Below are 26,670 nucleotides of genomic sequence, written 5' to 3' on the forward strand. Positions count from 1 at the left end.
GCGGTACCGCAGCACCGCGCACGACGCGGGCTCGGGCCCTGCACGCTCACGTCCGCGCCCACCGGACGCGCCGCCCGGGGACCAGCGGCCGCCATACGAGGCCGCGGCCGGAGTCACCCGAGGGGCCGGGGTGGCCGCGGCCGCCCCGAACGGCGCGGTCACCGCGACACCACGCCCCCACCCGCCGGAGGCGGCACCCGGCCGAGCCGGGGTCAGGCCAGATGGCCCGTGTCGTTCCAGCGCTCCAGGGCCGGTTCGCCGTACGCCCAGCCCAGGATCGACAGCGAGGTCGGATCCAGCCGGATCCGGGACGCGAAGGAGATGTCGTAGCCGAGCCAGCGCGCGGCCAGGGTGCGCAGGATGTGACCGTGCGCGAAGACCAGCACATCGCGGTCGGCCGCGAGCGCCCACGCCACCACCTGGTCCGCGCGGGCCGCGATCGCCTCCCTCGCCTCGCCCTCCGGGACGCCGTCGCGCCAGATCAGCCAGTCCGGCCGGGACGCCTTGATCTCGGCCGGGGTCAGCCCCTCGTAGGCGCCGTAGTCCCACTCCAGCAGCGCGTCCCACTCCTGGGCCCGGTCCCCGAAGCCCGCCAGCTCACAGGTCTCCCTGGCGCGCGAGAGCGGGCTGGTGCGGACCTCGGCCTCCGGCAGTCCGGCCCACGGCGTGCGGTGCAGCCGCTCACCGAGCAGCTTGGCGCCGCGCCGCCCCTCGTCGAGCAGCGGGATGTCGGTGCGGCCGGTGTGCTTCCCGAGCAGCGACCACTCCGTCTGTCCGTGCCGGGCCAGGAGAATGCGGGGTGGCTGTGTCGCCATGGGGGTGCCTTTCAGCGGATGGACCACCGCGGCGCGCCGCCGTGCCCCGTCGCACACCGCCGCCCGCGGACCGATGCGAACGCGGGTGCGGACCGCGCAGGGTCCGCCGCCCTCCATCATCGCTCACGCGTTCTGGAGGCAACCCGCGGGGCGATCCCGGCGTCTTCCCCTTCGCGCATCTGTCGGCCGGGGGGACCGGCGACGGGCGTCCCCGCCGTCACCGGGGCATTCCGGGGGCGGTGCACGGGTCGCTCCGCCTACACCGTACGGTTGGCCGAGCGCCTTGTTGTGGTCGCCTGATATTTGGGAGAGCGCCCGGATGCCCCTTACCGCTACCGCGCCCCGTGCCGGGGCATCACAGGGCGGTCGGCCCCGCTGGTGGACCGAACTGCCGCTGATAGCCGTGGTGTACGCCGCGTATTCGGCAGGTCGTCTGCTGGCCCGCGGTGATGTGTCCACGGCAGTGGACCACGGTCTGGGCCTCCTCCGCTTCGAACAGCGCTTCCACCTGGACTTCGAGTCGCCGCTGAACGACATCTTCACCGCGCACGCCTGGATCGGCATACCGGCGGACTTCGTGTACGCCTCGCTGCACTACGTGGCGACCCCGGCGGTCCTGGTGTGGATGTGGAAGCGCCGCAAGGCGTCCGACTACCGCTTCCTGCGCACCTGGCTGCTGGTCTCCACCCTCATCGGGCTGATCGGCTTCACCCTGCTGCCCACCTGCCCTCCCCGGCTGCTGGACGGCGGATACGGCTTCGTGGACACCATGGCCCAGTACAGCTCGTACGGCTGGTGGGGCGGTGAGGCGAGCGCGCCGCGCGGGCTCGGCGGGCTGACCAACCAGTTCGCGGCGATGCCCAGTCTCCACGTGGGCTGGGCGCTGTGGTGCGGGGTGGCGCTGTGGCGGCACGGCCGCGCCGCCTGGACCAAGGTGCTCGCGGTCCTCTATCCGCTGACCATCACGATCGTGGTGATGGGCACCGCCAATCACTACTTCCTGGACGCGGCCGCCGGTGCGGCCGTCATGGGGGTCGGCGCGCTGCTCGCCAAGCCCGCGCTGCGCCTGGCCGACCGGCTGTTCGCCCGGTTCCGCCCCGCCGGGGAGGCCGTTCCGCAGACCGCCCGGCCGGTGGCCGCGGCCACCGGAAACCCCGGTGCGGCCACGAATGTCAGTGACAAGTGCGAGACTGCGGCGCGTGAACGGGAACGGATCCCCCGACAGCAGAGCAGGGGCGCGGACAGGGAACGCAACCACGGCACGGCAGGAGCCGGTGCCGCGGCCGAGACCGACGACAGCACTGCGGCAGCGGCTCGCTGAGCTGCGCGGTCCGCGGACCGTTCCGCATCCGATGGACGCCCGCGCCCTGGCGGCGCTGGCCGCCAACCCCGGCTGCCGTCGCCGTGCCCTGCTGGACGGCGCCGGGATCGACAAGGGCGCGCTCGCGCGGGCGCTGGGCTCCCCGGCCTCCTTCGGACAGTCCCAGTTCGCGATCCAGCGCGGCCATTCCTTCGAGGCGCGGGTCACCGCCGACCGCGGTGAGGCGCTGGTCCGGCTGCTGCACGAGCGGCTGCGGGACGGCTCGCCCGCACCCGCTCCGGGCGGCGTGGACGCCCCCGATCTGACCGCCGCGGGCCCCCAGGGCCGCACCGCGCGGACGGCCCTGGCGCTGCGCGAGGCCACCGCGGCGGGGCGGTGGGCGGTGCTGGACCACCCGATGGTCAGCCTGGACGTGGCGGGCTCCCCGGCCTTCCTGGAGCCGGACGCGATCGTGGTGCACCCCGACGGCTCCTGGTCGGTCGTCGAGATCAAGTCCTTCCCGATGGTCGACGGCTCGGCGGACCCGGCCAAGGTGGGCGCCGCCGCCCGGCAGTCCGCGGTGTACGCGCTGGCCCTGGAGCAGGTGGCGGCGCGGGTCGGCGAGCTCAAGCCGGACGGCGAGCCCGGACCGGACGGCGGGGGCGCGGCGCGGACCGCCCGGGTGCGCCACCAGGTGCTGCTGGTGTGCCCCAAGGACTTCTCCAACCTGCCGACGGCCGAACTGGTCGATGTGCGCAAGCAGCTCTCCGTCACCCGTCGGCAGCTCACCCGGCTGACCCGGATCGAGGACATCGCCGCCGCCCTCCCCGAGGGCACCACGTTCGACCTGCGGCTGGCGGACGACGGCCGCACCGCGACCCGCCCGGTCGACGAGCTGACCGACGCCGTGGACGCCGTGGACGCGGCCTACGCCCCGGAGTGCCTGGCCGCGTGCGAGCTGGCGGTCCACTGCCGGGCGCGGTCCCGGGGCGCGGGCGCCGTGGAGTCGCTGGGCCGCGGGGTGCGGGGCGAGCTGGGCGGGCTGACCACGGTGGAGGCCGTGCTGGCCGCCGCCCTCGAGACCGACGCCGGGCCCACCGGCGATCCGGCGGTGGACGCCCTGCGCCGGGCGGCGGCCCTGCGCGCCGAGGCGCTCGCGGCGCCCGGGGCGGCGGTATGTCGCTGATCACCACCCTGGCCCGGATGGAAGCCGTCCGGGACGGGCGGGCGCGGCCGGTCGCCACCGTGCGCCACCGCCATCTGTCCGACCGTCCGCTGGTGTTCGTCCCGCTGACCACCGCCGGTGAGGCGGGCGCGCCCCTGGGGGCGCTGGTGGGCACCGACCGGGACGCGCCGCGGCTGCTGGTCGTCCCCCAGCCGCGCAACCGTGATCTGCGGTTCGCCTTCCTCGCCGAGCTGGCCGAGGAGACGCTGCCGTACCTGGACTCCTACGCCGATGCCGTGGACCTGGAGGAGCGCAAGGAGACCGATCCGGAGACCGGCAAGAAGGTGCCGGTCCAGGTGGAGCTGTGCGCGGACGCCCCGCAGCTCCTGGTGCCCAGCGCGGCGGGCGTGGCCTTCGTCCGGCTGCTGGGCCGCTCGATGCGGTTCCGGCGGACGGCCGACCAGGACCCGGACACGCCCTACCCCGCGCCCGCGCGGGTACCGCTGCTCGGCCGCTGGCTGACGCATTACGGCGAGCGGTCCCGGGTGCCGGGGTCGAGTCTGCTGCTGTCGCTGACCGAGCTGCTGGGCCGTCATTGGGCGACCGGCCAGAGCAATCTGGAGGACCAGCACCTGGGCTCGCTGCTGGCCTGGATCGACCCCCCGGCGGGGGTCACCGGACCGGAGGCCGCGCTGCGGGCGGAATCCGCGCGGGACGCCGGCGGCCAGTTGCTGTGCCCGCCCGCGGGCCCGGCCACCGACCCGGCCTTCGACAACAAGCTGCTGGCCCCGGCCATCGCCCGCTACGACGCGGCGCGCGCGGAGGTCGGCGGCGGCGTGGCCGGGGGCGAGGCCCGGCTGCGGCTCGCCGAGAACGGACTGCGCGAGCTGATCGCCTCCCAGTTGCGGCCCACCTGGGACGCGCTCTGGCACGGTGTGGACCTGCTGCGCGAGCTGCCGCCGGGCGAGCGGGTGGCGGAGCGCTGGAAGCGGGACCGCTGGTCGTTCACCGGCCACCGGGACCGGGTCCGCGCGGGCGAACCGCCGCAGCCCAAACGGGACGACGCGGTGACCGCGGCGCAGAAGCTGGCCGCGCGGGAGACCGCGCAGGCGCAGTTGGAGGCCCAGGAGGCGCTGGACGACCCGCTGGTGATGGCGGGGCGCCGGCTGGCCGGGGAGGCGTTCGCGGGCGAGGTCACCGAGGTGGAGATGGCCTGGTCGGAGGCGAAGGTGCCCCGGCCGCGGCCCCTGGTCACGGTGGTCACCGAGGACCGTCCGCAGCTGGCCGAGCAGGTCAAGCTGTACCGGGTGATGGCCGACGGCCGGACGCAGACCGGGGAGTTCGCGGGCGCGCACGCGCCGGGTGCCCTGGTGGTGCGGCTGACCGGCGGGATGGGGCGCGGCAAGACCCCGGAGCCGGGTTCGGTGCCCGAGCCGGGTGACCGGACGTGCTGGACGCTGTTCGAGCACGCGCCGCGCGGCGGCCCGGAGCTGCCGGACGCGGAGAGCACCCCGTGGACCCACGGCGGTCCGCCGGAGGCCGTGATGCCCGGCCCCGCCCCCGACCCGGTGACCGAGGAGGACTATCTGTGACCGGCACGGACTGTGTCGACGGTGGCCCGGGGACGGCCGGGGCGGTGCACGGGGACGGACCGTTCGACCCGTCGGCCGCCGCGGCCCGCGCGACCGACGCGATCCTGCGCGACACCCTGCGCGGCGCCCACCGCGGGGTGGTGGTCGACTCCCCGCCCGGCGCGGGCAAGTCGACGCTGGTGGTGCGGGCGGCACGGGAGCTGGCCGCCGCCGGGCGGCCGCTGATGGTGGTCGCGCAGACCAACGCCCAGGTGGACGATCTGGTGGACCGGCTGGCCACCGCCGATCCGGACCTTCCGGTGGGGCGGCTGCACAGCAGCGATCCGCACCCCTACGACCCGGTGCTCGACGCGCATCCGTCGGTGCGCGCCTCGGCGAAGGTCGCGGATCTCGCCGGGCTGGACATTGTGGTGTCCACCGCCGCCAAGTGGGCGCACATCAAGAACGTGGAGCCGTGGCGGCACGCGATCGTCGACGAGGCGTACCAGATGCGCTCCGACGCACTGCTGGCCGTCGCCGGGCTCTTCGAACGGGCGCTGTTCGTCGGTGACCCCGGGCAGCTCGACCCGTTCAGCGTGGTCGGCGCGGACCAGTGGGCGGGGCTGTCGTACGACCCGTCGGCGAGCGCGGTGACCACGCTGCTCGCGCACAACCCGACGCTTCCGCAGCACCGGCTGCCGGTGTCCTGGCGGCTGCCCGCCTCGGCGGCGCCGCTGGTCTCGGACGCCTTCTACCCGTACACCCCGTTCCGCAGCGGCACCGGCCACGGTGAGCGGCGGCTGAGCTTCGGGGTCGCCTCGGACGGCTCGGGGCCGGACCGGGTGCTGGACGAGGCGGCCGTCTCGGGCTGGGGGCTGCTGGAGCTGCCCGCGCGCCGCACCCCGCGCACCGACCCGGAGGCGGTGACGGCCGTCGCCCAGGTGGTGCGGCGGCTGCTGGACCGGGGCGGCGCCTCGGTCAGCGAGCGTTCGGAGGAGCCGGTGCCGCTCACCGCGGACCGGATCGCGGTCGGCACCGCGCACCGGGACCAGGCGGCGGCGGTACGGGCGGCGCTCAGCGGGCTCGGGGTCCGTGGCGTCACTGTCGACACCGCCAACCGCCTCCAAGGGCGTGAGTTCGATGTGACGGTGGTCCTGCACCCGCTGTCCGGGCGGCCGGACGCCACCGCCTTCCATCTGGAGACCGGGCGGCTGTGCGTCCTCGCCTCCCGGCACCGGCACGCCTGTGTGGTGGTCTGCCGTGCGGGGGTGGCCGAGCTGCTGGACGAGCACCCGTCCACCGAGCCGGTCCAGCTCGGCGTCACGGTGAAGTTCCCGGACGGCTGGGAGGCCAACCACGCGGTCCTGTCCCATCTCTCCGAGCACCGGGTGCCCTGGCGGCCATAGGCCATGTCCAAGGTGCTGTCCGGATCCTGACGCCGGACCGCCCGGCCCCTTGACCCGCCCTCCCGAGCCGGCCGGGGGGCGTGCCGGAGCGGTCCGGGGAGGTGCCGATCCACGGCTTCTGCCCGCCGTATGGTTCACGGGGCGGCGGGGTGGGGAGAGAAACCCTGGTCGGCGGCGTACGGCGGGGGCGCTCTTGCCCCGCGCGCGACAATGGAGAGCGGGAAGCACCGCGAACCGACCGTGTCTCACGACCCAGGAGGAGCGATCACATGCCCGAGCCGGATCCGGCTCAAGGCCCGCACGGCGCCGCGCCCCGGCGGCTGAAACCCGCACCGTTGCTCTTCGAGCCGGCGGCCGCCGTCAAGGACGAGGCGCACTTCTTCGACCTGGAGTCCATCGAGGACCCGCGGGAGCTGCTGGCCCGCTCCACCGAGCTGGTACTGGCGTTCCGCGCGGCGACCGACCGTGCCATGGAGTTCCAGGCGATGGCCGCCGCCCAGCTCGCCGACCCGCGGCGGTTCGACCGGTTGACCCCGGCCGTGATCGCCGAGCGGGCGGAGTGGACCGAGGACTACGCGAAGAAGATGGTCGAGTTCGGCCGGGAGCTGATGCGGGGCGGCGACCCGTCGGACTGACGGTCGTGGGATCCGTGGTGAAGGAGGGGTGGCTGATGTGCGGGTCGTGCCCCGCGGTGCGGAGGGGACGTCGGTCCCGGTGCCGCGATCACGAGCCGGGGGCATATGCGGGCGGAAGGTACTCCATTCCCCGCCGCCGTGTCCCGGTTTTGACTCATCCCCCTACGCCGTCCGTACCGACGGTAAAGGTAGAAACATGAGCAGATGGCCTCGGGAAATCCAGCACACCGCCGCGTTCGTCACCCCGGCGGGCGCGGACTGGCTCGCTTCGGCCAGCCACTCCCCCCGCGATGTGCACGCCCTGTGGGCCCGGCATCCGGCCGCGTCCGTGGCCCTGCCCTGCGGTACGGCCTTCGATGTGGTGAGCATGGACGCGCTCTTCGGCCGCCGGGTGGTGAGCCGGTTATGGACGGACGGCCCGGGGACCGGCCCGGTGGCCGCCCAGGGGGGCCGCGTCATGCTCTTCGCCACCCCGGGCGCGGCCCAGCGGCTGCCCGCGCTGCTCGGCTGGGAGGAGTGGGGCGCCGCCGCTCCCCCGCTGCTCTGCTACGGCTGGGGCGACGCGGTGACCGTTCCGCCGCTGTTCCCCCCGGATCCACCCGCGGCCGAGTCCCCCGGGGACACCGCGGCGGCGCCGTCCCCGCGCTGGCTGGTGGCCCCGGATGTGCGCAACCCCTGGCTGCCCGGTCCCGAGGTGCTGCTGTGGGCATGTGTCCGGGCCGCCCGCGCGGGTGGTGCCGATCTCGCCACCACCCCTGTGACCAGCGCTCCCGCCGTTTTTCCGGGCTGAGGGATATCGATTTTCACCCAGCCCGACCAGGGTGCTAAGGTCTTCTACGTCAGCAGGCGCCGCTAGCTCAGTTGGTTAGAGCAGCTGACTCTTAATCAGCGGGTCCGGGGTTCGAGTCCCTGGCGGCGCACAGACATGTGTGAGGCCCCTCACTTCGGTGGGGGGCCTTTCGCATGCCCCTTGCGCACGCCCAGGAGCAGCGGCGCGGTCATGACTCATCGGCACGGCGACGGCCGTCCCGGTCGGTGACGGAACGGTCGGTGGCGCCCCGGTCGGTGACGGAACGGTCCGCCCGGCCCCGGTCCGGGTCCGTCAGCCGGGTCACCACACCCACCGCCTCGTCCGGCCCCGGCATCCCCAGCGCCTCCCGCCGCAGGGTGCGCGCCGCGGCGGCGTACGAGGGCTGCTCCAGCAGCGCGAACAGATGGCGGGCCAGCCGCGCCCCGGCCGCCGCGGACGTCCTCGGCGAACCGTCGAGGTGATCGGCGGGCACCAGTGTCCCGGCACCCACCCGCGCCAACCGCGCCCCGTTGAGCTGCTGTTCGAGCCGGGGCGCCACCACGAGCTGCGGCACCCCGGCGAGCGTCGCGGCCATCAGGGTCGTACCGCCACCGGGGTGGAGCACCGCGCCACAGCCGGGCAGCACCCGGTGCAGCGGTCCGGCGGGCGGCCGCCCCTCGGCGGCACTGCCCACCCGCACCACCTCCACGCCCCGTGACTCGGCCACCCGCAGCGCGGCCCGCACCGCCTCGGGCGGACCCGCGGCGTCGTCCCAGACCGCGCAGACCCGCACCGGCCCGGACCGCACCGGGCGGTACGGAGGACGGCCGGGGGGCACGGGCGCGGCCCGGGGCCGGGGTGGGGCGGGCGACGTCCGGGGCGCCGCGTACGGCGGGTCGGCCGGGAGGTCGACGGGGACGAAGCGCACCGGCAGCCGCCGGGACCGCGAGGGCAGCGCCAGGCTCGGCGGACACGGGTCCAGCCACAGATCGGGCTCCCGCTCCGGGTCCGCCCCGTAACGGCGCATCAGGCGGGAGTACCCGGGCAGCGGTGGCCCCTCCAGCCGGTGCCGCTCCAGCCGCACCACGGCGGTGCTGCCCCAGAGTTGGCCCACCGCGGGCACCCCCAGCGCCGCCGCGGCCACCGTGCCCGCGTAGGCGCTGGCGTCATGCACCACAAGATCGGGCTGCCAGCAGCGGGCGAAGGCCACCAGCCCCTGGGCCATCCCCTCGGCGATCCGCACCTGCCGGTCGCCGAACGCCCGCAGCACACCGTGCTGTTCGGGGCTGAGCACGGCGGGCCGCATCGGCCAGTCCGCGGGCCAGTGCCCGGCCGGACGGCGCGCGGCCGCCGCCACCCTGACGGCGGCCGGGGGCAGCGAACCGACCGGGACCGGGACCAGACCGGTCCGGGCGACGGCCGCCGCACAGCCGGACGGCACCGCGAACCGCACCTGGTGACCGGCGGCCAGCAGCGAACGGGCCAGCGGCACCAGGGGAACGAGATGGGCGCCGGAGGCCCAGGTGGTGAAGAGGACGCGCACAGTCTCCTCCGGGATGTCGAGCGAGGCCGGACCGGTCGGTCCGGCGCCGGGTGGCCGCCCGCCGGGTGGGTCTCGGGCCGGATCCGTCAGCGGGCCCCCGCGACCGTGAGCGTCTGGCCGCCGACGGCGGCGTTGGCGGCCGAGCAGAGGAACAGCAGCACCCGGGCGACGTCCTCGGGGGCGCTCGCCTCCCCGGCCGCCGGAGGGCCCGCGCAGACGGCGTTGACCAGGACCCCGTCGGCGCCCGCGCCGCCCTCGGCCAGGGAGCGCGCCAGACCGTGCAGCCCGGCCTTCGCCACCCCGTGGAACTCCCCGCCGTGCCCGGCGACGAGCGCGGGGTGCGGGGAGACCAGCGCGATCCGGCCCCAGCCGCGCTTGCGCATCCCGGCGACCGCGCACTGGACGGTACGGATGGCGGGGGCCAGGTTGTCCGCCACGACCGGCAGCCAGTCCTGCTCGCTCACCTCCTCGAAACGGGCGCCCGCGCCCTGCCGCTCGCCCCACCGCCAGGCGTTGGCCACCAGGACGTCCAGCCCGCCCCAGCGCTCCTCCACGGCCGCCACCACCCAGCGCGGTGAGGCGGAGTCCTCCAGCGCGTACGGCACGGCGAAGGCCCGCCCGCCGTTCGGCCCGGCCAGCTCGGCGGCCAACTCCTCGGCTGCGTCCCGCCGGTGGCGGTAGGCGAGCGCCACCCGGGCGCCCTGATCCGCGAAGGCACGGGCGGCGGCACGGCCGACGGCGCCCGTGGCACCGGTGACCAGGACGGTGCGCCCCTCCAGACCGAGGTCCATCACGGGCGCTCCACCGCCAGCGGCCCATGGCTCCCGGCGCTCCCCGGGGCTCCCGGACGTCCGGGAGCGGTCGCGCGCTCCAGGGCGGCGGCCCAGGGCGGGCTGACCGCGCGGGCGAACGCCCCGCCCCGCTCGGGCACCCCCGCCGCCGCGAGCTGGTCGCGCAGCGAGCGGGCGGTGCGCTGCCGGGGCCGCCAGCCCAGCAGCAGCCGGGCCCGGGAGATGTCCACCCGCTGCCAGTCGGGACCGGGCCCGAACCCGCCGTCCGCGCCGGGGTCCTCCACCAGCGGCACCGGGTAGCCGCTGAGCACGATCATCCGCTCGACCAGCCGCCGTACGCCCAGCGCCTGTCCTCCGCCGATGTTGACGACCTGTCCGACCGCGCGCGGCGAGGCGGCCGCCGCCACCGCGGCGGTGGCCACGTCCCGGATGTCCACGAAGTCCCACCGGCCGTCCAGCGGGCCCAGCCGCAGCGCCGCCGGGCGCCGCACCGCCAGATGGTGGGCGACGGTGCCCAGCAGACTGCCGCGCGGCGCCCCGGGACCGAAGACATGGGCGATCCGCAGCACGGTGCCGTCGACCGCCCCGGCCCGGGTGGCGTCCAGCACCGCACGGGCGCCCAGCAGTTTGCTCCGGCCATAGCCGCTGACCGGTGAGGGCGGCAGGTCCTCGGTGACGCTCACGCCCGGGCAGACCGGACCGTACTCCTCGACGGTGCCCAGGTGGACCAGCCGCGGGCGGCGCTCCAGCGCGGCGGTGGCCTCCACCAGGACATCCACCAGCCGGGAGTTGACCGCGGCGAGCGGCTCCCCGGCGCCGCCATCGGTCCGGCCCGCCGCGTTGACCACCACATCGGCGCCGGCCGCGGCGAGCACTTCCGCCAGGGCGTCGGCCCGGGCGCAGGTCAGATCCAGCCGGAGGTGGTCCGGGGGCCCGGCGGGGCCGCCGGGCGGGCCGCCGCGGGAGACGGTCAGCACCCGGGCGCCCGCGTCCTGGAAGGCCCGGCACACCTGGCGGCCCAGGGCGCCGGTGCCGCCGAGCACCACGACCGACAGTCCGGCTGCGTGTGACACCATCGGCGCTCCTCGCATGTGTTCTCGCTGGGGACGCCCATGGTCGCCGCCGTGACTCGAGCCCGCCTCGACCCGTACCCGGTGACGGCCCGCCACCGTCCGGGCGGGAGCGGTGCGGTCAGCCGGAGGCGTGCTGGAAGGCGGCCCGGTAGCTGTGCGGGCTGGTGCCGACCACCCGCTTGAAGCGGTCGCGGAACGCGGTCGGCGATCCGAAGCCGACCTGCCCGGCGATCCGCTCCACCGGCTGGCTGGTGGACTCCAGCAGGTACTGCGCCTGCCGGATCCGGGCCCGGTGCAGCCACTGGAGCGGACTGGTGCCGGTGTGCTGCCGGAAGCGGCGGTTGAGGGTGCGGGTGCTCATCCCGACCTGCGCGGCGATCTCGGCGAGGGTGAGCTCACGTCCGGCGTTGTCCTCCATCCACCGCAGTACCGGTTCCAGTTGGGAGCCCTGCGGCACCGGCGGATGGTCGTGGACGATGAACTGGGCCTGGCCGCCCTCGCGTTCCAGCGGCATCACGGCCTGGCGGGCGGTGTCGGCGGCCACGGCCGAACCGTGGTCCCGCCGGATGATGTGCAGACACAGGTCGAGTCCGGCCGCCGCGCCCGCGGAGGTGAGGAACTGGCCGTTGTCGACGTAGAGCACCCCGGGGTCCACCTCCACCCGGGGATGGAGCTCGGCCAGCAGCGCCCCGGCCTGCCAGTGGGTGGTGGCCCGGTGGCCGTCGAGCAGTCCGGTGGCGGCCAGGACGAACGCCCCGGAGCAGATCGAGGCGAGGCGGGCGCCGCGGGCGGCCGCGCGCCGCAGCGCGTCGGTCACCTCGTCCGGGACGGGGACCCGGGGGTCGCTCACCCCGGGCAGCACGATGGTGTCCGCGTCGGCCAGCGCCTCCAGTCCGTACGGCGCCCGGAGGGTGAACAGCCCGGCGTCCACCGATGGCGCGGGGGCACAGACCAGGACCCGGTAGGGCGCCCGGCCGTCGGGCAGCCGGGTGCGGGAGAACGCCTCGATCGGCGTGGCCAGATCGAAGGGGATGAGCTGATCCAGCGCCAGGACGGCAACGGTGTGCATACGGCCACCCTAGGGCGGCCCTGGCCGGAATCGGAGGGGCGACCTGATTCCGGCCATCGGCCCGTGGCCATCGCGCGGCCCTCCCACTACGCCCAGCCGCAGGCGCGGTCATCGGCGATCCGGATCGATGGATTGCCGTAGGCGACGCGCTGGAGCGCCCGGCGGTAGAGCGGCGTATGGCGCAGTGCGCGCGCAAGCCGGGGGCGTACGCGGGTGGCGTACGTGCCTTGGGCGTGCATCACCCGGTTGTGGAGGCTCTGGCGGCGCATGACGGCCGCGATATCGGGTCCGCGACGGCGCTCGAAGGCGGCGAGCCGGGCCGCTCCGGTGTCCCCGGCGGCCAGCGCACCGGTGAGCACCGGATGCAGCACCACGGCGTCCTGGACGGCCAGATGAACGCCCTGCGCGCCGAGGAGGCCGTGGGTGTGGGCGGCGTCGCCGATGAGCACGAGACCGTCGTCGACCCATCGCTCGGCACGTGCGGAGAAGACGTCCACCACGGTGACGTCCTCCGGTGCGAGGAGCTGGTCGAGGATCAGCCCGCGGTACTCCGGGACGGCCCTTGCCAGCCGCGCGGCGACCGGTTCCAGGCCGGAGGCGGTCAGCGCGCCGCCGTGGCCTTGCGGCAGGGTCCAGCCGAGCTGGATCCGGTCGGGCCAGCCGCCGTGGACGAGCACCGGGCCGCCCGGGGTGCGCACCACGCGGACCTCGTCCGGCGGCGGCGCCCCGCCGGGGGACGTCCGCAGCGAACACCACAGCACGTCCTGGCCGAGGGGTCCGGTACGGCCCGCCCCGATGCCCGCGAGCCGCCGGATCCGCGAGAGACGGCCGTCCGCGCCGACGACGACCCGGGCGCGCACCGCGCAGCGCCCCGACGGTCCGTCCGCGACGACCCCGGCGATCCGCCCCTCGCACCGCAGCAGCCCCCCGGCCCGCCGTCCGGGCAGATAGCGGAAATGTGGTGACCGGCGGCAGTGGGCGAGCAGTTCATCGAGCAGATGGGGGCGCGGAACGGTCAACAGGTGGTCGTACGGGGGCGGGAGCAGTCGGTAGTCCGCCTCCATCAGCACCCGGTCACCGTCCAGGAGGCGGAACCGGTCCAGTTCGCGGGCGCCGCGCTCCCGCGCGCCGCTGAGCACTCCGAGCGCGTCCAGCAGTGCCAGCGCGCCCGGTTGGAGGATGTCGCCCCGGAACTCCCGCTGATGGGCCCGGAGTCGCTCCAGGACGACCACACCCAGTCCGGAGCGCAGCATCAGCAGGGCCAGCACCAGCCCGGCCGGACCGCCGCCGACCACACACACATCGGTGTCGATCTCGCGCACTCCCCCACCTCCTCGTGGTCGGCGGAACGGGACCGGCACCGGGGTCGTGGGCGGCGCCCTTGAACCAGCTCCTGGGCCTAGTCGTCGAGCAGCGCCACCGCCCGGGTCGGCTGCGCCCCCGGCCCCGCGCCCCGCGCGGGCAGACAGACGACCCGGAACCCGGTGGGCGGCAGGATGTCCAGCCGGGCCAGCCGCTCGATCCTGCGGCAGGCGTGACGGCGGCCCGCGAACAGCGCGGGCCACAGCACCGAGCGGTCGCCGGTGGCGTGGTAGCGGCGGATCATCGCGCGGAACGGCGCGTCCAGGCTGAACGCGTCGGTGCCGATGACCCGCACCCCGAGGGCGAGCAGCCGGTCGGTGGCCGGTCCGTCCAGCCCGGTGAAGTCGGTGAAGTAGCGCGGGGTGCCGGCCAGACCGGAGGCGCCGGTGCGCAGCAGGACCACGTCCCGGGGGCGGGGGCGGCAGCCGAGCCGGGCCAGCGCCCGATCGATGTCCGCGACCCCGGCGGTGCGGGTCGGCGGGGCCACCGCGCTGAGGTCCAGCACATGGGCCGGGCGGGGAGCCCACCGCGTGGCCGCCCCGGGGTCCGGCTCCGGCGCGCGGCCGTCCTCGGGTGTGGTCAGGTCGATGACGCGCAAGGCGCCCCCTCGGCAGGTGCGTTGGACGGCGGGAGAAGCACTACGGCTCCGCTTGCCCGCGCGGGGGGATCGGGCAGCGGAGCCGTAGCGGGCCCGGCTGAAGGGCGGCGCCGGGCGTTTCGGGGGGAGAGCTCTCCGGACGGGGGACGGATGGCGCGCGGGGAGACTGCTGACGGTGTACGCGGACGGAGCGCTCGGCGGGTCGGGGTGTGGGCTCCCCCGGGGGTCAGGCGGCGAACAGATCGAGCACCGGGCGCCGCCACTGGGCGTCCGCGTCCAGATCGAGGGCCGGGTCGGAGGCGAGCACCGCCTGCTGGAGCTTCTGCAGCCGCGGTGACGGCTCCAGCCCGAGGTCCTCCACCAACCGGGCGCGCAGCCCCTGGTAGACCTCCAGCGCCTGCCAGGGACGGCCGGCCCGGTAGAGGGCGGCCATGCTCTGGGCGTGCAGCCCCTCGTGCAGCGGGTGGCGGGCGGTCAGCTCGGTGAGCTCGGTGAGCAGTTCGGCATGGCGGCCGAGCCGCAGATCCGCCTCGATCCGGCGCTCCAGGACACCGAGGCGGCTCTCCTCCAGCCGGGCCAGCTCGATCTCCAGGACCGGTCCGACCCGCACATCCACCAGCGCCGGACCGCGCCAGACCGCGAGGGCCTCGCGCAGCAGCAGGGACGCCTCCACGTCGTCCCCGGCGTCCAGCGCGTCACGGCCCGCGGCCACCAGCCGGTCGTACTCATGGATGTCCACCGCGCCCGGCTGGGCCTCCAGCACATAGCCCCCGTACCGGGTGGCCAGTACGTTCTTCGAGGCGTTCGGGGCCTGCGGCCCGTAGGCGGCGGCCAGTCTCCGGCGGAGCTGGAGGATATAGGTCTGCAGGGTGGTCAGTGCGCTGCGCGGCATCTGTGTGCCCCAGATTTCCTCCATAAGAGTGGGGACCGGCAGCATGTGGTTGGCGTAGACGGAAAGCAGTGCGAGGATCTGCCGCGGTTTGCCCGCTGTGGGCACGATCGACTGACCGCACGCTTCGACGCTCAGTGGCCCCAACACCTTGATGTCCATGGTTCCGTACCTCCGTCAACGGTCCGTCAAGTGCCTCTTGTGCCGCGCGGCCCAGCCACCGAGGCACCTAAGAGACTCGCGTGCGGAGGTCGTCCCCGGCCAGTGCCGGAATACCGAACCCCATATGAGTTCTGGGGTGCAAAACCATGATAAATTCATACCTTGGCGACAAGATAGGTAGTGACCTGCATGTGGCCGCGACGCGGCCCCTCCGCGGGGACCTGCCCCTCTCATCCGAGGAGAGCGCGATGATCGACGCGCCCGCTTTCACATCCCCCTCCAGCACCGCCGAGTTGGCGTCCGTCGCGGCGGTGACCGCGCGGGCCGGATCGCTCCCGGTCTTCCACGACGACCTGGTCATCGAGGAACTGACCGACATCTCGCGGGGAGTTGTCGCACCACGCGCCTGCATCTGCATCTGCACCGCCGGAGACTGACCGGCGGATGTCAGGGGAATTGGGCTTCACCCCGCACCTGCGGGTCGAGCCGGTCCCGGGCGAGGCCGTCTACCTCGTCTCCGAGCACGGCGTCACGGCACTCCACGGACGGACCGTCGCCACCCTCGCCCCGCTGCTGGACGGATCCCGGGACCTCGCGCGCATCCTGGCCGAGGCGGCCGCCGCGGCGGACCGGGCGAGCGCCGTCCCCGAGGAGCAGGCCGAGCTGGTGATCGCCCGGCTGCGGGAGGCGGGGCTGGTCTGCGAGCGCGGGAGCGCCGGTCTCCCGGGCCCGGAGGAGGCGTACTGGGAGCTGGCCGGGCCGGGCCCGGAGGGCTGCCGGGCGGGGTCCCCGCGGGCCCCCGCGACGGCGGCCGTGGCGGTGCGGGCCCTCGGCTCCACCGATCCGGAGGAGGCGCTCCGGGCGCTGCGGGCCGCCGGTCTGCGGGCCGCGGAGGGCACACCGGTGGGCAGGGCGCGGACCGTTGTGGACGCCGAACTCCCCCGTGACATATGCCCCGTGGGACCGCGTCAACCTCACGACGCCGATCTCACCCTGGTCGTCTGCGACGACTATCTCGACCCCCGACTGGCGGCGGTCGACCGTGAGCACCGTGCCGCCGGGCGCCGCTGGCTGCCCGTCAAACCCGTTGGCACCCAGGCGTGGCTGGGCCCGTTCCTCGGCGCCCCCGACGCCCCCTGCTGGTCCTGCCTGGCCGACCGGCTGTGGCGCGGGCGCCAGGCCGAGGCGTACCTCCAGCGCAGGCTGGGCCGGTCCGGACCGGTGCCCAGGCCACCCGCGTCACTGCCCGCGAGCCGGGCCGCCGCGCTGCAGCTCGCCGCCCTGGAGGCGGCCACGTGGCTGGCCGGGCACCGGCACCCGGGCCAGCGCGCCCTGTCCGTACTGGACAGCCTGAGCACCACGGTGGACCGCCATCCGCTGTTCCGCCGTCCGCAGTGCCCCGGCTGCGGCGATCCGGAGCTGGTGGCGGCGCGGGTGCGGGCACCGCTTGACCTGGCGGAGCGGCGCGCGCCCGCCGACACCTCGCCCCGCCGCGTGCTGGAGGCCTTCGGCCATCTCATGGACCCCGTCACCGGGCTGATCACCGAGATCCGCCGCGATCCGCGCGGCCCCGACGGGCTCAACTGCTTCCATGCGCGCCACCCCTCGTTCACCGGGGCGGACCTCCTGGGCGGCCTGGACGCGCTGCGCGCCGGTCTGGGCGCCGCGGCCCACGGCAAGGGCCGTACCGCCGAGCAGGCCCGCGCAGGCGCCCTGTGCGAGGCCCTGGAGCACTACAGCGGCCACTTCCAGGGGGACGAGCCCCGGCAGCGCGCCCGCTACCGCGATCTGGCCCCCGGGGATGCCGTCCACCCCGACACCGTGCAGCTCTTCGCGGCCCGCCAGTTCCGGGACCGGACGGCCGCCGCGCGCCACCGGATCCACGACCCGTTCGACGAGGACGCGGAGCTGGACTGGACGCCGGTGTGGTCGGTGACGGCCGGGCGCCATCGGCTGCTGCCCACCGCGCTGCTGTACTACGGAGCGCCGCAGGCCCCCGGCCGCCGCTTCTGCCGGGCCGACTCCAACGGGGCGGCGGCCGGGGCCACTTTGGAGGACGCGGTGGTCCGCGGCTTCCTGGAGCTCGTGGAGCGGGACGCGGTCGCCCTGTGGTGGTACAACCGCACCCGGCAGCCCGGGATCGCCCTGGACGGCCTCGGCGACCCCTGGCCGGACGAGGTGCGCGAGCTGCACGCCGGACTGCGCCGGGAGGTCTGGGCCCTGGACCTCACCACGGACTTCGGTGTCCCCGTGGTCGCCGCGCTCTCCCGCCGGACCGACAAGCCCGCCGAGGACATCACCCTGGGCTTCGGCGCCCACCCCGACCGGCTCACCGCGCTGTGCCACGCCCTGGCCGAGCTCAACCAGATGCTCCCGGCGGTGGTCGAGGCCCGTGCCGACGGCGGGGGTTACGGCGCGGCCGACCCCGAGGCACTGCGCTGGTTCCGTACCGCGACCACCGCAGGCCGGCCCTATCTGGCGCCGGATCCGGACGCCGCGCCCCCCGCGATATCCACCCCGCCGGACGGCTTGTCGGTGGCGTCCATAGGTGAGATGGTCCACCGGCGCGGGATGGAGCTGCTGGTGCTGGACCAGACCCGGCCCGATGTCGGACTGCCCGTGGCCAAGGTCCTCGTCCCCGGACTGCGCCCGCACTGGCCCCGGTTCGCGCCCGGCCGGCTCTTCGACGTTCCGGTGGCCCTCGGCCGGCTGCCCGGCCCCACGCCCTACCGCTGTCTCAACCCCATTCCCCTCTTCCTGTGAACCCCCGGTGCTCCCTCGACACACCCAGCGTCATATCAACGCGCTACGCGACCTCTCCACCTGCAGCTTAGATCGGATACTCTCGGGCAAGCCGCCCAATCCGGCCCGACCATCCGGAGGACGAGTGCAGCGGAGCCTCTTTCCCGGCGATCCCGGGGACAACCGGCCGCGCCCTCATGAGAACCTGGCGCCGCGCCTGGCCGTCGTGATCACCGTGGTGGTCCTCGTGGGCTACTTCTGCGTCGCGGTGACCTATGTGCTCGACTCCCGCCCCTCGGGCCGGGCGATGGGCACGGCCAAGCTGGTGCTGGCCCTCCTGCCGATGGTCGCGCTGCTGGGCCTCCAGCTCGTCCACTCCTTCCCCGGTCTTGTGCCCCGGTTCGCCGACGCCCGGCACTGGACGCTGACCCTCCAGGCGCTGCTGACCTTCCTGCCGTTCGCCGTCTTCGAGCAGGCGTGGCTGGGCATGCCGGGGTTCCTGGCGGGCTCCGCGCTGCTGGTGCTCTCACCGGCGCTGGGCTGGACGGCGTTCGCCACGGTGATGCTCTGTACCGATGTGCTGCTGTTCCAAGTGGGCTTCGGCTGGGGCAAGGTCGGCTACACCACGGTCTCCACGGCACTGACCGGACTGGTGGTCTTCGGGCTCTCCCGGCTGTCCGGACTGGTCGCCGAGGTCTCCCGGTCACGCGCCGAACTGGCCCGGCTGGCGGTCGCGCAGGAGCGGCTGCGGTTCTCCCGGGACGTCCATGACCTGCTCGGCTACAGCCTCTCCACCATCACCCTCAAGTGTGAACTGGTGCACCGGCTGGTGCCGCGGCAGAACTCCCGTGCCCAGCGCGAGCTTTCGGAGATCCTCCAGACCTCCCGCCAGGCGCTGGCCGATGTCCGCGCGGTGGCCAGCGGCTACCGCACCATGTCGCTTGCGGCGGAGGCGGAGTCGGCGCGGTCCATGCTGGCCGCGGCCGGGATCAGCGCCACCTCGGACATCGGCTGCGGCGATCTGCCCGAGCTGGTGGACACGGTGCTGGCGAGCGTGCTCCGCGAGGGGCTGACCAACGTACTGCGCCACAGCAAGGCCGAAACCTGTGCGATCGAGGCCCGGCGCACCGGGGGCCGGGTGCGGCTGACGCTGGTCAACGACGGGGTGGGCAAACCCTCCACGATCCTGCGCGCCGACAGTACGGACGGCGGCAGCGGGATCGGCAATCTCAAGGTGCGGCTGGAGGGCCTGGGCGGGCGGCTGTGCGCGGGCGTCCGCCCGGACGGCTGGTTCGAACTGCGGGCGGAGCTGGAGCTGTCCATGGAGCCGGAGCCCCGGCGGCGGGCGCGCCGCGGGGCCGAGGAGGAGTACGGTCCGGGGCCGGCCGTGACGGCCTGAACCCCTCCCGTGCCACCTCCTGGGCCGCCGGGGAGCGGTGACATCAGATCCAGGTGATGTCAGATCCAGGTGATGTCAGATCCAGCCGGCCTCACGGGCGATCCGGATGGCGTCCACCCGGTTGCGGCCGTTCAGCTTGGTCACCGCGGACGTCAGGTAGTTGCGCACGGTCCCCACCGACAGGAAGAGCGTGGCCGCGATCTGGGCCGACTCCGCCCCCTCCGAGGCCAGTCGCAGCACTTCCAGCTCACGCGGGGTCAGCGGCTGCGGACCGTCGTCCAGCGCGGCCAGCGCCAGTTGGGGGTCGATCACCCGCTCGCCCCTGGCCACCGCCCGGATCGCGTCCGACAGCTTGTCCGGACTGCTGTCCTTCAACAGGAAGCCCGAGACATGGGCGGCCAGGGCACGGCGCAGGTTCCCGGGCCGGCCGAGGCTGGTGAGCATCATGGTCCGGCACTCGGGAACGGCGGTGTGCAGCTCCGCGGCGGCGGTGAGCCCGTCCATGCCGGGCAGGTCGATGTCCAGGACGGCGACGTCCGGACGGAGTTCCCGGGCGCGCGGCAGGATGTCGGTACCGCTGGAGAATTCCGCCACGACTTCGATATCGGGTTCGAATTCCAGCAAGGCGACCAGGGCCTTGCGCAGCATATGCATGTCTTCGGCTATGAGCACGCGAACCATGTGGCCCCCGGTTGTATTCCGCCCCTTTATCGCCCCCTCTCCGAGTATTCCCGCATCAGGACGACTGTTTCACCATTCCCGGACCGAATCCGCCCGTCGAACACCCGTCCCGTGCGGTGCGTGAGCCGTGCGCGGGCGGTCAGGCCGCGCCGCCGCGCGCCGGTTCGCGCAGACCGGGCGCGAACTCGGTGTGCAGGGAGCGCAGTTCCCCGCGGAGATAGTGTTCGCGCAGCAGGGAGCGGCGCACCTTGACCGCACCGACCCCGCGCACGGTGCCGGGGCGGACGAGCAGCAGTGCGCCGGTGGTGACCCCGAACTCCGCCGCCACCGCGGCCCGGATCCGCGCGGCCAGCAGCGGCAGCCGGGCACGGGCGCCGCCCGCCGCGCGGACCTCCTGGACGATCACCAGCCGGCCGGTGCCGGGGCCGTCGCAGAAGACCCGCGCGGACCCCAGCGGACGTCCGCAGCCCAGCAGTTCGCGTTCGACGTCCTGGGGGTGCAGGGTGCGCCCGTCTACCAGCAGGGTGTCACGCAGCCGTCCGGTCATCCGGAGCCCGCCGTCCACCGTGAGGCCGAGGTCGCCGGTGCGCAGGAAGCCGCCCGTTCCCCCGGCGACGCGGGCGGCGAAGAGCGGGGCGGTGTCCGGCGGTCCGCCCCAGTGGCCGGTGGCCACGGCCGGTCCGCGCAGCCAGATCTCCCCCGTCGCCCCGTCCGGCAGCCGGCGGGAGGTCTGCGGATCGACGACCGCGGCGTCGGCGCCGGACACCGGGTCCCGGCCCGCGGCGAACAGCACCGGGGCGCCCTCGGCCGGGGCGTAGCCGCCGACCAGGGTGCCGGTCCGCAGCCCGGCGGCGGCACAGCGGCGGGTGAAGGCGGCCATGGTGGCGGCCGAGACCGGTTCCCCGGCGTTCAGCGCGGTGCGCCAGCGGGACAGGTCGAGTCCGGCCAGCAGCTCCGGGGTGGCCGCGGCAGCACCGCGGGCGTAGAGGCTGTCGGGTGCCACGGTCTCGGTGATGCCGTGGCGGCTGACCGCCCGCAGCCAGGCGGCGGGGTCGGCGCGCAGCGGGCGGGGCGGGAGGGTGACGGCGGTGGCGCCCAGCCAGAGCGGATGCAGTACCTGTCCGACCAGGCCGGGGGTGTGGTGGCGGGGCAGCCAGCCGCCGATCCGGGAGTGGCGGCCGGTGCCGAGCGTCCGGCGCAGCGCGACCATGGCGGCCAGCAGCTGGCCATGGGTGAACCGGGCACCGCGCGGGGCGGTGGCGGGCCCGGAGTCGTACGCGAGCAGCGCAAGGCTCTCGGGTCCGGTACGGGCGGGGGCGTGGGGCGCCGGATCGCACCGGGCGTCCCGCGCGCCGTGGGGGTGGCCGTCCGGACGCAGTCCGTCCACGGCGAGGCAGGTGAGGCCGGCGCGGCCGACGAGCGAGAGGCGCCGCGAGGTCTCGGTGGCGTGCGCGGTCTCGGTGAGGACGAGGTCCACGGCGGCGTCCCGGGCGATGGCGGCGGTGCGCTCGGCGTCGGTCCGGGAGTCGTACGGCGCGGGCACCGGTACCGCGACGGCCCCCGCCAGGAGGCAGCCGAGCAGGGCCACCGCCGCGTATGGGCCGGGGTCCATGGCGATCAGCACCCGGCGGCCACCGGCGTCCCGGGCGCGCAGCCAGGCGGACACGGCGGTGGCGCGGGCGTCGAGCTCGGCGTAGGAGAGCCGGTGGCCGGGGGAGCCGGCCCCGGCCGGGTGCACCAGCGCGTCGTGACCGGAGCGCTGGAGGGCGCGTTCCTTCAGGGCCTCCGCCAGATTCGCGTATCGCGTCATGCACAACTCCCGGGCGCCCGAGGTCGGAAAGGGCCCACAGTCTCGGAGCGCCACCTCGAAGGCGGCTCGATCACCGGTGGGCGCAACGCTCCAACGCAACCGGAAACGCCACCTCACGCCCCTGTGTCCGCCCTCGGCACGGTCAGGAGCCCAGTTCCCGGCGGGTGACCCTGATGCTCCAGCCGCCCCCGGTGGCACGGCCGGTCACCGTGACCCGGACGCCGTCGTCCTTGGCGGCGAGGCTGTCGCCGATCCCCAGCGGGGCGTCGGCGAGCGCGGGGTAGACCGATTCGCTCCAGCAGGCGGAGCTGGTGGGGTGGCCGTCGAGCACCTGGATGGGGCCGTCACCGGAGGCGGTGTCATTGCGCACCCGGTAGACCAGCACCCCTTCGGTGCACAGCCGGGAGTCGTTGCCGTAGCGGCCGCGGACCTCGATGGCCAGGGCCGTGGTGGGGCCGGTGCGGACCACGACCAGCCGGGTGCGGGTGTCGAGTCCGGACCGGCTCCCGTTCATGGGGGCGCCGAGCGGTTCGAGGGTGTACATCCGTGAGCCGAGGGCGCGGTCGCAGGTCACCTGGCGGTCATCGAGCCAGCCCAGCTTCCACTTGTGCCAGCCGAAGGGGTCCGGAGCCAGTCCGAACTGGCTGCCCATCAGATCCCAGTCGCCGACGTAGGTGTCCCACTCACCGCTGTTGTCGGTGTCCTCGGGGCGGTGGTAGAGGTCGGGCAGGTCGAAGACATGGCCAGTCTCATGGGCGAGCACATTGCGGTCCGGCGGGTGGTGTTCGAATACGGTCACCAGGCGGCGCAGATCGGTACCGTCCGCACGGATCGGACGTTCGAAGTTGACCACCTTGGTCGCGTCGGCGTCCACGCCCGGGGCATCGGGATCGGCGACCAGATAGACGATGTCGTAGCGGCTGAAGTCCACCCGGGGATCGGAGACGGCGATGGCGTCCCGCAGATAGGCCGCCCGGCGCCCGGAGTTCCAGTCACGCTGTATCGCGTATGCGGTGGACGCCTGGGGCATGGTGATCCAGTTCTGCCGTGGATGCACCCGCAACCGGAACCTGCCGTAGGAGGACTTCTCGAAGAAGTCGGCCGTGGCCGGGGTGTGGTCGGCGGCGAGTCGGCGCGGGGTCACCTTGGGCTTGGCGTCCGGGAAGCGGAGGAAGACCATCACCGCGTCCAGCGAGCGGACCGGCCGCGGATAACGCGAGTTCCAGGTGTCCAGGCCCTCGGAGTGATGGGCTCCGGTGCGCTCCAGGTCACAGGGGCCGCCCGCGCCCGCCGCGGCCGCGGGGCCCGCCAGCACGGAGGTGGCGATCAGTGCGCTCAGCGAGGTCAGAACGGCTCCGGCCCGCCGCAGCCGGGGCGATCGGTGCACCCCCTCGGGTACCTGAGGACGCACCATGTCGACCTCCCGGGCGTAGTGGGAACACCCACTCCACCCTGCGGTCGAAAGGGGCGGTACGCCCTGTTCGGCTGGACCGGTCGAGTGAACCGGCCGCGATGCGGGTACGTAACAGACGGTCACAATCGGTCAGGCGGGCCGTTGGCCCGCGCAGAGTCGAACAGTTACGACCAAACACACGGTCAAGGCTGCGGAGAGCGCGATGACGTCGATGGAACGCCCGGAGTACGAGCCTCTATGATCGGCACATTTCCCACGGGGATTCCCTACGTGGACGGGCGATCTCGGCCCGCCCGGCACCCGGTGTGAGACATGTGCGAGACGTGTACGACAGACCTGGCCACGACGGACTCCACGCGGGAGCGAGCGGTGAGCGGAATCCCCGACGGGCAGGGCCGCGCGCCCGGCGCGACGCTGCCGAAAGTCACAGAGCGTGATGCGGAGCCCAGCGCTCCCCCCCTTCGGACGGGCGCCGGCGCACCCGGCCCCGGCTCCGGCGCTCCCCCGGGCGCCGCACCCGCCGACTACCGCGCCGCGTTCCATACGGCGCGGCTGGCGATGGCCGTCGTCGACCGCGAGGGCAGGGTGCTGGACGCCAACCCGGCGCTGGGCGCGTTATTGGGCACCGATCCGGCCGTACTGGCCACCCGCAGCGCCGCCGATCTGGCCGGTCTGCGGGAGGACCCGCGGACCTGGACCGAGTACCGCGAGGTGCTGTGCGGGCGCCGGGCGCGGCTGTGCTGCACCCGGCGGCTCCAGCACACCGACGGCCATGCGCTGTGGGCGGAGATCACGGTCGAGCCCGCCGCGGACAGCCGCGGCATGCTGCTGTCGATGGCGGACATCAGCGACCGCCGGGACCTCCAGGGGCGGTTGCGCCATCTCCAGATGCACGATCCGGTGACCCGGCTGCCCAACCGCCATCTGTTCTTCGAGCGGCTGGCCTCGGCGCTGGAGTCGGCCGCCTACGACCAGGAGGGCACCGGCCGGATCGGGCTGTGCTACCTGGACCTGGACGGCTTCAAGGCGGTCAACGACACCCTGGGCCACCGGGTCGGCGACCGGTTGCTGGGCGCGGTGGCCCAGCGGCTGGCCGAATGCGCGGCGCCCGGCGGCCATCTGGTGGCCCGGCTCGGCGGCGATGAGTTCGCGCTGCTGGTGCGCAACTCCAGCGGCACCGAGGAACTCTGCGATCTGGCCCGGACGGTACTGGCCGCGCTCCAGCGGCCGTTCGACGTGGTGGGCCAGCGGCTTTCGGTGTCGGCCAGCATCGGTGTGGTGGAACGGCCCGCCGCGGGCACCCACACCACCTGGCTGATGCAGGCCGCGGACACCACGCTGTACTGGGCCAAGGAGGACGGCAAGGCGCGCTGGACCCTCTTCGACCCCGAGCGCAACGCCCACCGGATGACCCGTCAGGCGCTCTCCAGCACCCTGCGCCCGGCGGTCGAGCGGGAGGAGTTCGTCCTGGACTACCAGCCGCTGGTGGGGCTGGTGGACGGGGTGCTGCGCGGGGTGGAGGCGCTGGTGCGCTGGGACCATCCGCAGTTCGGGCGGCTGTCGCCGAACCGCTTCATCCCGCTGGCGGAGGAGAACGGCGCGATCGTGCCGCTGGGCCGGTGGGTGCTGCGCAGCGCCTGCCACCAGGCCCGCGCCTGGCAGCGGGCGCATCCGCTGCGGCCGCTGGTGGTCAGCGTGAACGTGGCGGTCCGCCAGGTCTGGGACTCGGACCTGGTCGCCGATGTGGGCGCGATCCTCCAGGAGACCGGGCTGCCGCCGCATCTGCTGCAACTGGAGCTGACCGAGTCCGCGGTGATGGGCTCGGCGGGACGTCCCCTCCAGGCCCTCCAGCGGCTCAGCGACATGGGGGTGGCGATCGCCATCGACGACTTCGGGACCGGCTACTCCAATCTGGCCTATCTCAGCCGGCTGCCGGTCTCCACGCTGAAGCTGGACGGGTCGTTCGTCCAGGGCTTCCGGACGGCGGAGCATCCGAACCCGGCGGACGAGACGATCGTCGAGGCGCTGGTGCAGCTCGCCCACCGGCTGGGGCTGACGGTCACGGCCGAGTGTGTGGAGAACGCGGAGCAGGCGGAGCGGCTGGGGCGGATCGGCTGCGACACCGGACAGGGGTGGTTCTACTCCCGCCCGGTGCCACCGGACCGCATCACCGCCATGATCGCCACATCACGGGCCTCGTCGGCGGCGTCCTAGTGCCGCGTCAGAGGGGATGTCCACCGGGCAGACCGTAGGCGTCGGCGATCAGCTCGTAGGAGCGCAGCCGCGCCTCCCGGCCGTGCGCGGTGGACGTGATCATGAGTTCATCGGCGCCGGTCCGCTTGACCAGTCCGTCGAGCCCCTCGCGGACCTCGTCCGGCGTTCCGTACTCCACGTTCGCCAGCCAGCTGTCCACGAACTCGCGCTCCAGCTCGCTGAACGGATACGCCTCGGCCTCCTCCGGGGTGGGGACCAGACCGGGGCGGCCGGTGCGCAGCCGGATCATGGACAGCGCACCGGTGAGCACCTGGCGGTGGGCCTGTGCGCGGTCCTCGGCCGCGAGCGCGGAGACGCCGATCGAGGCGTACGGCCGGTCCAGTACGGCGGAGGGACGGAACGTCTCGCGGTAGAGGTCGAGCGCCGGGATGGTGTTCGCGGCGGAGAAATGGTGGGCGAAGGAGAACGGCAGACCGAGGGTGCCCGCGAGCCGGGCGCTGAACCCGCTGGATCCCAGCAGCCACACCGAGGGCCGGTCGGCGGACTGCACCCCGCCGGGAACGGTCCCCTGCACCGGGCCGGGCACGGCATGCACACGGGCGTAGGCGTGGCCGTCCGGGAAGTCGTCGTCGAGGAACCGGATCAGCTCGGACAGCGCCTGCGGAAACTCATCGGCTCCCTCCCTCAGTCGGTCGGTACGGCGCAGGGCGGCGGCGGTGCCCCCGTCGGTGCCGGGCGCCCGGCCGAGTCCGAGGTCCACCCGGCCGGGGGCGAGCGCCTCCAGGGTGCCGAACTGCTCGGCGATGACCAGCGGGGCGTGATTGGGCAGCATCACCCCGCCGGAGCCCAGCCGGATGCGCTCGGTGTGGGCGGCGAGATGGCCCAGGATCACGGCCGGGGAGGAGCTGGCCACCCCGGGCATGGAGTGGTGCTCGGCCACCCAGAAGCGGTGGAAGCCGCGGCGCTCGGCGAGCCGGGCCAGGGAGACGGAGGTCTTCAGCGCCTGGGTGGCGGTGACCCCGCTGCCGACGGTCGCGAGGTCCAGCACCGACAGGGGTACGGGCGCGCTGCCGAGGGCTTCGCCCCGGACGGTGTCGCGCTGGTCGTCTCGCCGGTCCCGCTCTTCGGCCACGGTGGCCCGCCTCCCTGGTCATGTTCGTTCCGGTCGCGGGGGGGGGGGGGGCCCCCCCGCCGCCCCCCCCCCAAACCCCCCGAGGGGGCGGAAGATTTCAAGGGGGGCC

At 74.6% G+C, this 26,670-nt stretch carries 22 protein-coding genes and 1 tRNA gene; 11 read left to right on the plus strand and 12 right to left on the minus strand.

Going from position 1 to position 26,670, the window contains the following annotated elements:
- Positions 1 to 212: 212 nt before the first annotated feature.
- Positions 213 to 815, minus strand: a complete 603-nt coding sequence (locus NMK44_RS10540) for a histidine phosphatase family protein (protein ID WP_254740755.1) — start codon at positions 813 to 815, stop codon at positions 213 to 215.
- Positions 816 to 1,134: 319 nt separating this feature from the next.
- On the opposite strand from NMK44_RS10540, the gene NMK44_RS10545 reads away from it, so the two are divergent.
- From NMK44_RS10545 to NMK44_RS10575, 7 genes are all read left to right on the plus strand, one after another.
- Complete coding sequence (locus NMK44_RS10545; RefSeq protein ID WP_254740757.1) at positions 1,135 to 2,136, plus strand: phosphatase PAP2 family protein; 1,002 nt, start codon at positions 1,135 to 1,137, stop codon at positions 2,134 to 2,136.
- A 31-nt stretch (positions 2,137 to 2,167) separates the two neighbouring features.
- The gene (locus NMK44_RS10550; protein WP_254740857.1) at positions 2,168 to 3,301 is read left to right on the plus strand and encodes a hypothetical protein; all 1,134 of its coding nucleotides are present in this window, start codon (positions 2,168 to 2,170) and stop codon (positions 3,299 to 3,301) included.
- Positions 3,292 to 4,872: a hypothetical protein gene (locus tag NMK44_RS10555; protein ID WP_254740759.1), complete on the plus strand. Its 1,581-nt coding sequence runs from the start codon at positions 3,292 to 3,294 to the stop codon at positions 4,870 to 4,872. Before NMK44_RS10550 ends, NMK44_RS10555 begins: the two co-directional genes overlap by 10 nt.
- Positions 4,873 to 4,916: 44 nt before the next feature.
- Entirely contained in the window at positions 4,917 to 6,257 is a 1,341-nt protein-coding gene (locus NMK44_RS10560) for an AAA domain-containing protein (protein ID WP_254740859.1), read from the plus strand.
- A gap of 269 nt (positions 6,258 to 6,526) precedes the next feature.
- The gene (locus NMK44_RS10565; RefSeq protein WP_254740761.1) at positions 6,527 to 6,892 is read left to right on the plus strand and encodes a DUF8844 domain-containing protein; all 366 of its coding nucleotides are present in this window, start codon (positions 6,527 to 6,529) and stop codon (positions 6,890 to 6,892) included.
- 196 nt (positions 6,893 to 7,088) lie between these two features.
- Complete coding sequence (locus NMK44_RS10570; protein ID WP_254740763.1) at positions 7,089 to 7,682, plus strand: bifunctional DNA primase/polymerase; 594 nt, start codon at positions 7,089 to 7,091, stop codon at positions 7,680 to 7,682.
- A 56-nt stretch (positions 7,683 to 7,738) separates the two neighbouring features.
- A tRNA-Lys gene (locus NMK44_RS10575) sits at positions 7,739 to 7,812 on the plus strand.
- 78 nt (positions 7,813 to 7,890) lie between these two features.
- Here the strand turns inward: NMK44_RS10575 and NMK44_RS10580 are convergent.
- From NMK44_RS10580 to NMK44_RS10610, 7 genes are all read right to left on the minus strand, one after another.
- Positions 7,891 to 9,225, minus strand: coding sequence for a nucleotide disphospho-sugar-binding domain-containing protein (locus NMK44_RS10580; protein ID WP_254740765.1), 1,335 nt, complete (start codon positions 9,223 to 9,225; stop codon positions 7,891 to 7,893).
- Positions 9,226 to 9,311: 86 nt separating this feature from the next.
- A complete protein-coding gene (locus NMK44_RS10585) occupies positions 9,312 to 10,016 on the minus strand; it encodes an SDR family NAD(P)-dependent oxidoreductase (RefSeq protein ID WP_254740767.1) in 705 nt (234 codons plus the stop codon).
- Positions 10,016 to 11,092 (minus strand): NAD-dependent epimerase/dehydratase family protein, encoded by a 1,077-nt coding sequence (locus NMK44_RS10590; RefSeq protein ID WP_254740769.1) that lies wholly within the window; start codon positions 11,090 to 11,092, stop codon positions 10,016 to 10,018. Before NMK44_RS10590 ends, NMK44_RS10585 begins: the two co-directional genes overlap by 1 nt.
- 115 nt (positions 11,093 to 11,207) lie before the next feature.
- Positions 11,208 to 12,158 carry a GlxA family transcriptional regulator gene (locus NMK44_RS10595; protein WP_254740771.1) on the minus strand — a complete coding sequence of 317 codons (951 nt, stop codon included), beginning with the start codon at positions 12,156 to 12,158 and terminating at the stop codon, positions 11,208 to 11,210.
- A gap of 86 nt (positions 12,159 to 12,244) precedes the next feature.
- Positions 12,245 to 13,480 (minus strand): FAD-dependent monooxygenase, encoded by a 1,236-nt coding sequence (locus NMK44_RS10600; protein WP_254740773.1) that lies wholly within the window; start codon positions 13,478 to 13,480, stop codon positions 12,245 to 12,247.
- Between the two features lie 77 nt (positions 13,481 to 13,557).
- Positions 13,558 to 14,118, minus strand: coding sequence for a cyclase family protein (locus tag NMK44_RS10605; RefSeq protein ID WP_308358454.1), 561 nt, complete (start codon positions 14,116 to 14,118; stop codon positions 13,558 to 13,560).
- A gap of 226 nt (positions 14,119 to 14,344) precedes the next feature.
- Positions 14,345 to 15,169, minus strand: a complete 825-nt coding sequence (locus NMK44_RS10610; protein ID WP_254740775.1) for an AfsR/SARP family transcriptional regulator — start codon at positions 15,167 to 15,169, stop codon at positions 14,345 to 14,347.
- A gap of 248 nt (positions 15,170 to 15,417) precedes the next feature.
- On the opposite strand from NMK44_RS10610, the gene NMK44_RS10615 reads away from it, so the two are divergent.
- From NMK44_RS10615 to NMK44_RS10625, 3 genes are all read left to right on the plus strand, one after another.
- Positions 15,418 to 15,606 carry a hypothetical protein gene (locus NMK44_RS10615; RefSeq protein ID WP_254740777.1) on the plus strand — a complete coding sequence of 63 codons (189 nt, stop codon included), beginning with the start codon at positions 15,418 to 15,420 and terminating at the stop codon, positions 15,604 to 15,606.
- 7 nt (positions 15,607 to 15,613) lie between these two features.
- Positions 15,614 to 17,932 (plus strand): TOMM precursor leader peptide-binding protein, encoded by a 2,319-nt coding sequence (locus NMK44_RS10620; protein ID WP_254740779.1) that lies wholly within the window; start codon positions 15,614 to 15,616, stop codon positions 17,930 to 17,932.
- 124 nt (positions 17,933 to 18,056) lie between these two features.
- Positions 18,057 to 19,310, plus strand: a complete 1,254-nt coding sequence (locus NMK44_RS10625) for a sensor histidine kinase (protein WP_254740781.1) — start codon at positions 18,057 to 18,059, stop codon at positions 19,308 to 19,310.
- 75 nt (positions 19,311 to 19,385) lie between these two features.
- Here NMK44_RS10625 and NMK44_RS10630 read toward each other — a convergent pair whose 3' ends face one another.
- The 3 genes from NMK44_RS10630 to NMK44_RS10640 all read right to left on the minus strand — a co-directional run bounded on the left by NMK44_RS10630 (position 19,386) and on the right by NMK44_RS10640 (position 23,215).
- Positions 19,386 to 19,991 (minus strand): response regulator transcription factor, encoded by a 606-nt coding sequence (locus tag NMK44_RS10630; protein ID WP_254740783.1) that lies wholly within the window; start codon positions 19,989 to 19,991, stop codon positions 19,386 to 19,388.
- Positions 19,992 to 20,130: 139 nt separating this feature from the next.
- The gene (locus tag NMK44_RS10635) at positions 20,131 to 21,801 is read right to left on the minus strand and encodes an AMP-binding protein (RefSeq protein WP_254740785.1); all 1,671 of its coding nucleotides are present in this window, start codon (positions 21,799 to 21,801) and stop codon (positions 20,131 to 20,133) included.
- Between the two features lie 142 nt (positions 21,802 to 21,943).
- A complete protein-coding gene (locus NMK44_RS10640) occupies positions 21,944 to 23,215 on the minus strand; it encodes a M6 family metalloprotease domain-containing protein (protein WP_254740787.1) in 1,272 nt (423 codons plus the stop codon).
- Between the two features lie 312 nt (positions 23,216 to 23,527).
- Between NMK44_RS10640 and NMK44_RS10645 the strand changes: the two genes are divergently transcribed.
- A complete protein-coding gene (locus tag NMK44_RS10645) occupies positions 23,528 to 25,429 on the plus strand; it encodes a putative bifunctional diguanylate cyclase/phosphodiesterase (protein ID WP_302888004.1) in 1,902 nt (633 codons plus the stop codon).
- A gap of 7 nt (positions 25,430 to 25,436) precedes the next feature.
- Here NMK44_RS10645 and NMK44_RS10650 read toward each other — a convergent pair whose 3' ends face one another.
- Positions 25,437 to 26,561 (minus strand): LLM class flavin-dependent oxidoreductase, encoded by a 1,125-nt coding sequence (locus NMK44_RS10650; RefSeq protein ID WP_254740789.1) that lies wholly within the window; start codon positions 26,559 to 26,561, stop codon positions 25,437 to 25,439.
- Between the last annotated feature and the right edge of the window lie 109 nt (positions 26,562 to 26,670).

The organism is Streptomyces cucumeris (genome assembly GCF_024295805.1).
Taxonomy (GTDB): domain Bacteria; phylum Actinomycetota; class Actinomycetes; order Streptomycetales; family Streptomycetaceae; genus Streptomyces; species Streptomyces cucumeris.

Coding starts and splice junctions, on each gene's coding strand:
- NMK44_RS10540 (WP_254740755.1), bottom strand. CDS start 815: ATGGCGACACAGCCACCCCGCATTCTCCTGGCCCGGCACGGACAGACG.
- NMK44_RS10545 (WP_254740757.1), top strand. CDS start 1,135: ATGCCCCTTACCGCTACCGCGCCCCGTGCCGGGGCATCACAGGGCGGT.
- NMK44_RS10550 (WP_254740857.1), top strand. CDS start 2,168: ATGGACGCCCGCGCCCTGGCGGCGCTGGCCGCCAACCCCGGCTGCCGT.
- NMK44_RS10555 (WP_254740759.1), top strand. CDS start 3,292: ATGTCGCTGATCACCACCCTGGCCCGGATGGAAGCCGTCCGGGACGGG.
- NMK44_RS10565 (WP_254740761.1), top strand. CDS start 6,527: ATGCCCGAGCCGGATCCGGCTCAAGGCCCGCACGGCGCCGCGCCCCGG.
- NMK44_RS10570 (WP_254740763.1), top strand. CDS start 7,089: ATGAGCAGATGGCCTCGGGAAATCCAGCACACCGCCGCGTTCGTCACC.
- NMK44_RS10585 (WP_254740767.1), bottom strand. CDS start 10,016: ATGGACCTCGGTCTGGAGGGGCGCACCGTCCTGGTCACCGGTGCCACG.
- NMK44_RS10590 (WP_254740769.1), bottom strand. CDS start 11,092: ATGGTGTCACACGCAGCCGGACTGTCGGTCGTGGTGCTCGGCGGCACC.
- NMK44_RS10595 (WP_254740771.1), bottom strand. CDS start 12,158: ATGCACACCGTTGCCGTCCTGGCGCTGGATCAGCTCATCCCCTTCGAT.
- NMK44_RS10610 (WP_254740775.1), bottom strand. CDS start 15,169: ATGGACATCAAGGTGTTGGGGCCACTGAGCGTCGAAGCGTGCGGTCAG.
- NMK44_RS10615 (WP_254740777.1), top strand. CDS start 15,418: ATGATCGACGCGCCCGCTTTCACATCCCCCTCCAGCACCGCCGAGTTG.
- NMK44_RS10620 (WP_254740779.1), top strand. CDS start 15,614: ATGTCAGGGGAATTGGGCTTCACCCCGCACCTGCGGGTCGAGCCGGTC.
- NMK44_RS10630 (WP_254740783.1), bottom strand. CDS start 19,991: ATGGTTCGCGTGCTCATAGCCGAAGACATGCATATGCTGCGCAAGGCC.
- NMK44_RS10635 (WP_254740785.1), bottom strand. CDS start 21,801: ATGACGCGATACGCGAATCTGGCGGAGGCCCTGAAGGAACGCGCCCTC.
- NMK44_RS10640 (WP_254740787.1), bottom strand. CDS start 23,215: ATGGTGCGTCCTCAGGTACCCGAGGGGGTGCACCGATCGCCCCGGCTG.
- NMK44_RS10645 (WP_302888004.1), top strand. CDS start 23,528: ATGTGCGAGACGTGTACGACAGACCTGGCCACGACGGACTCCACGCGG.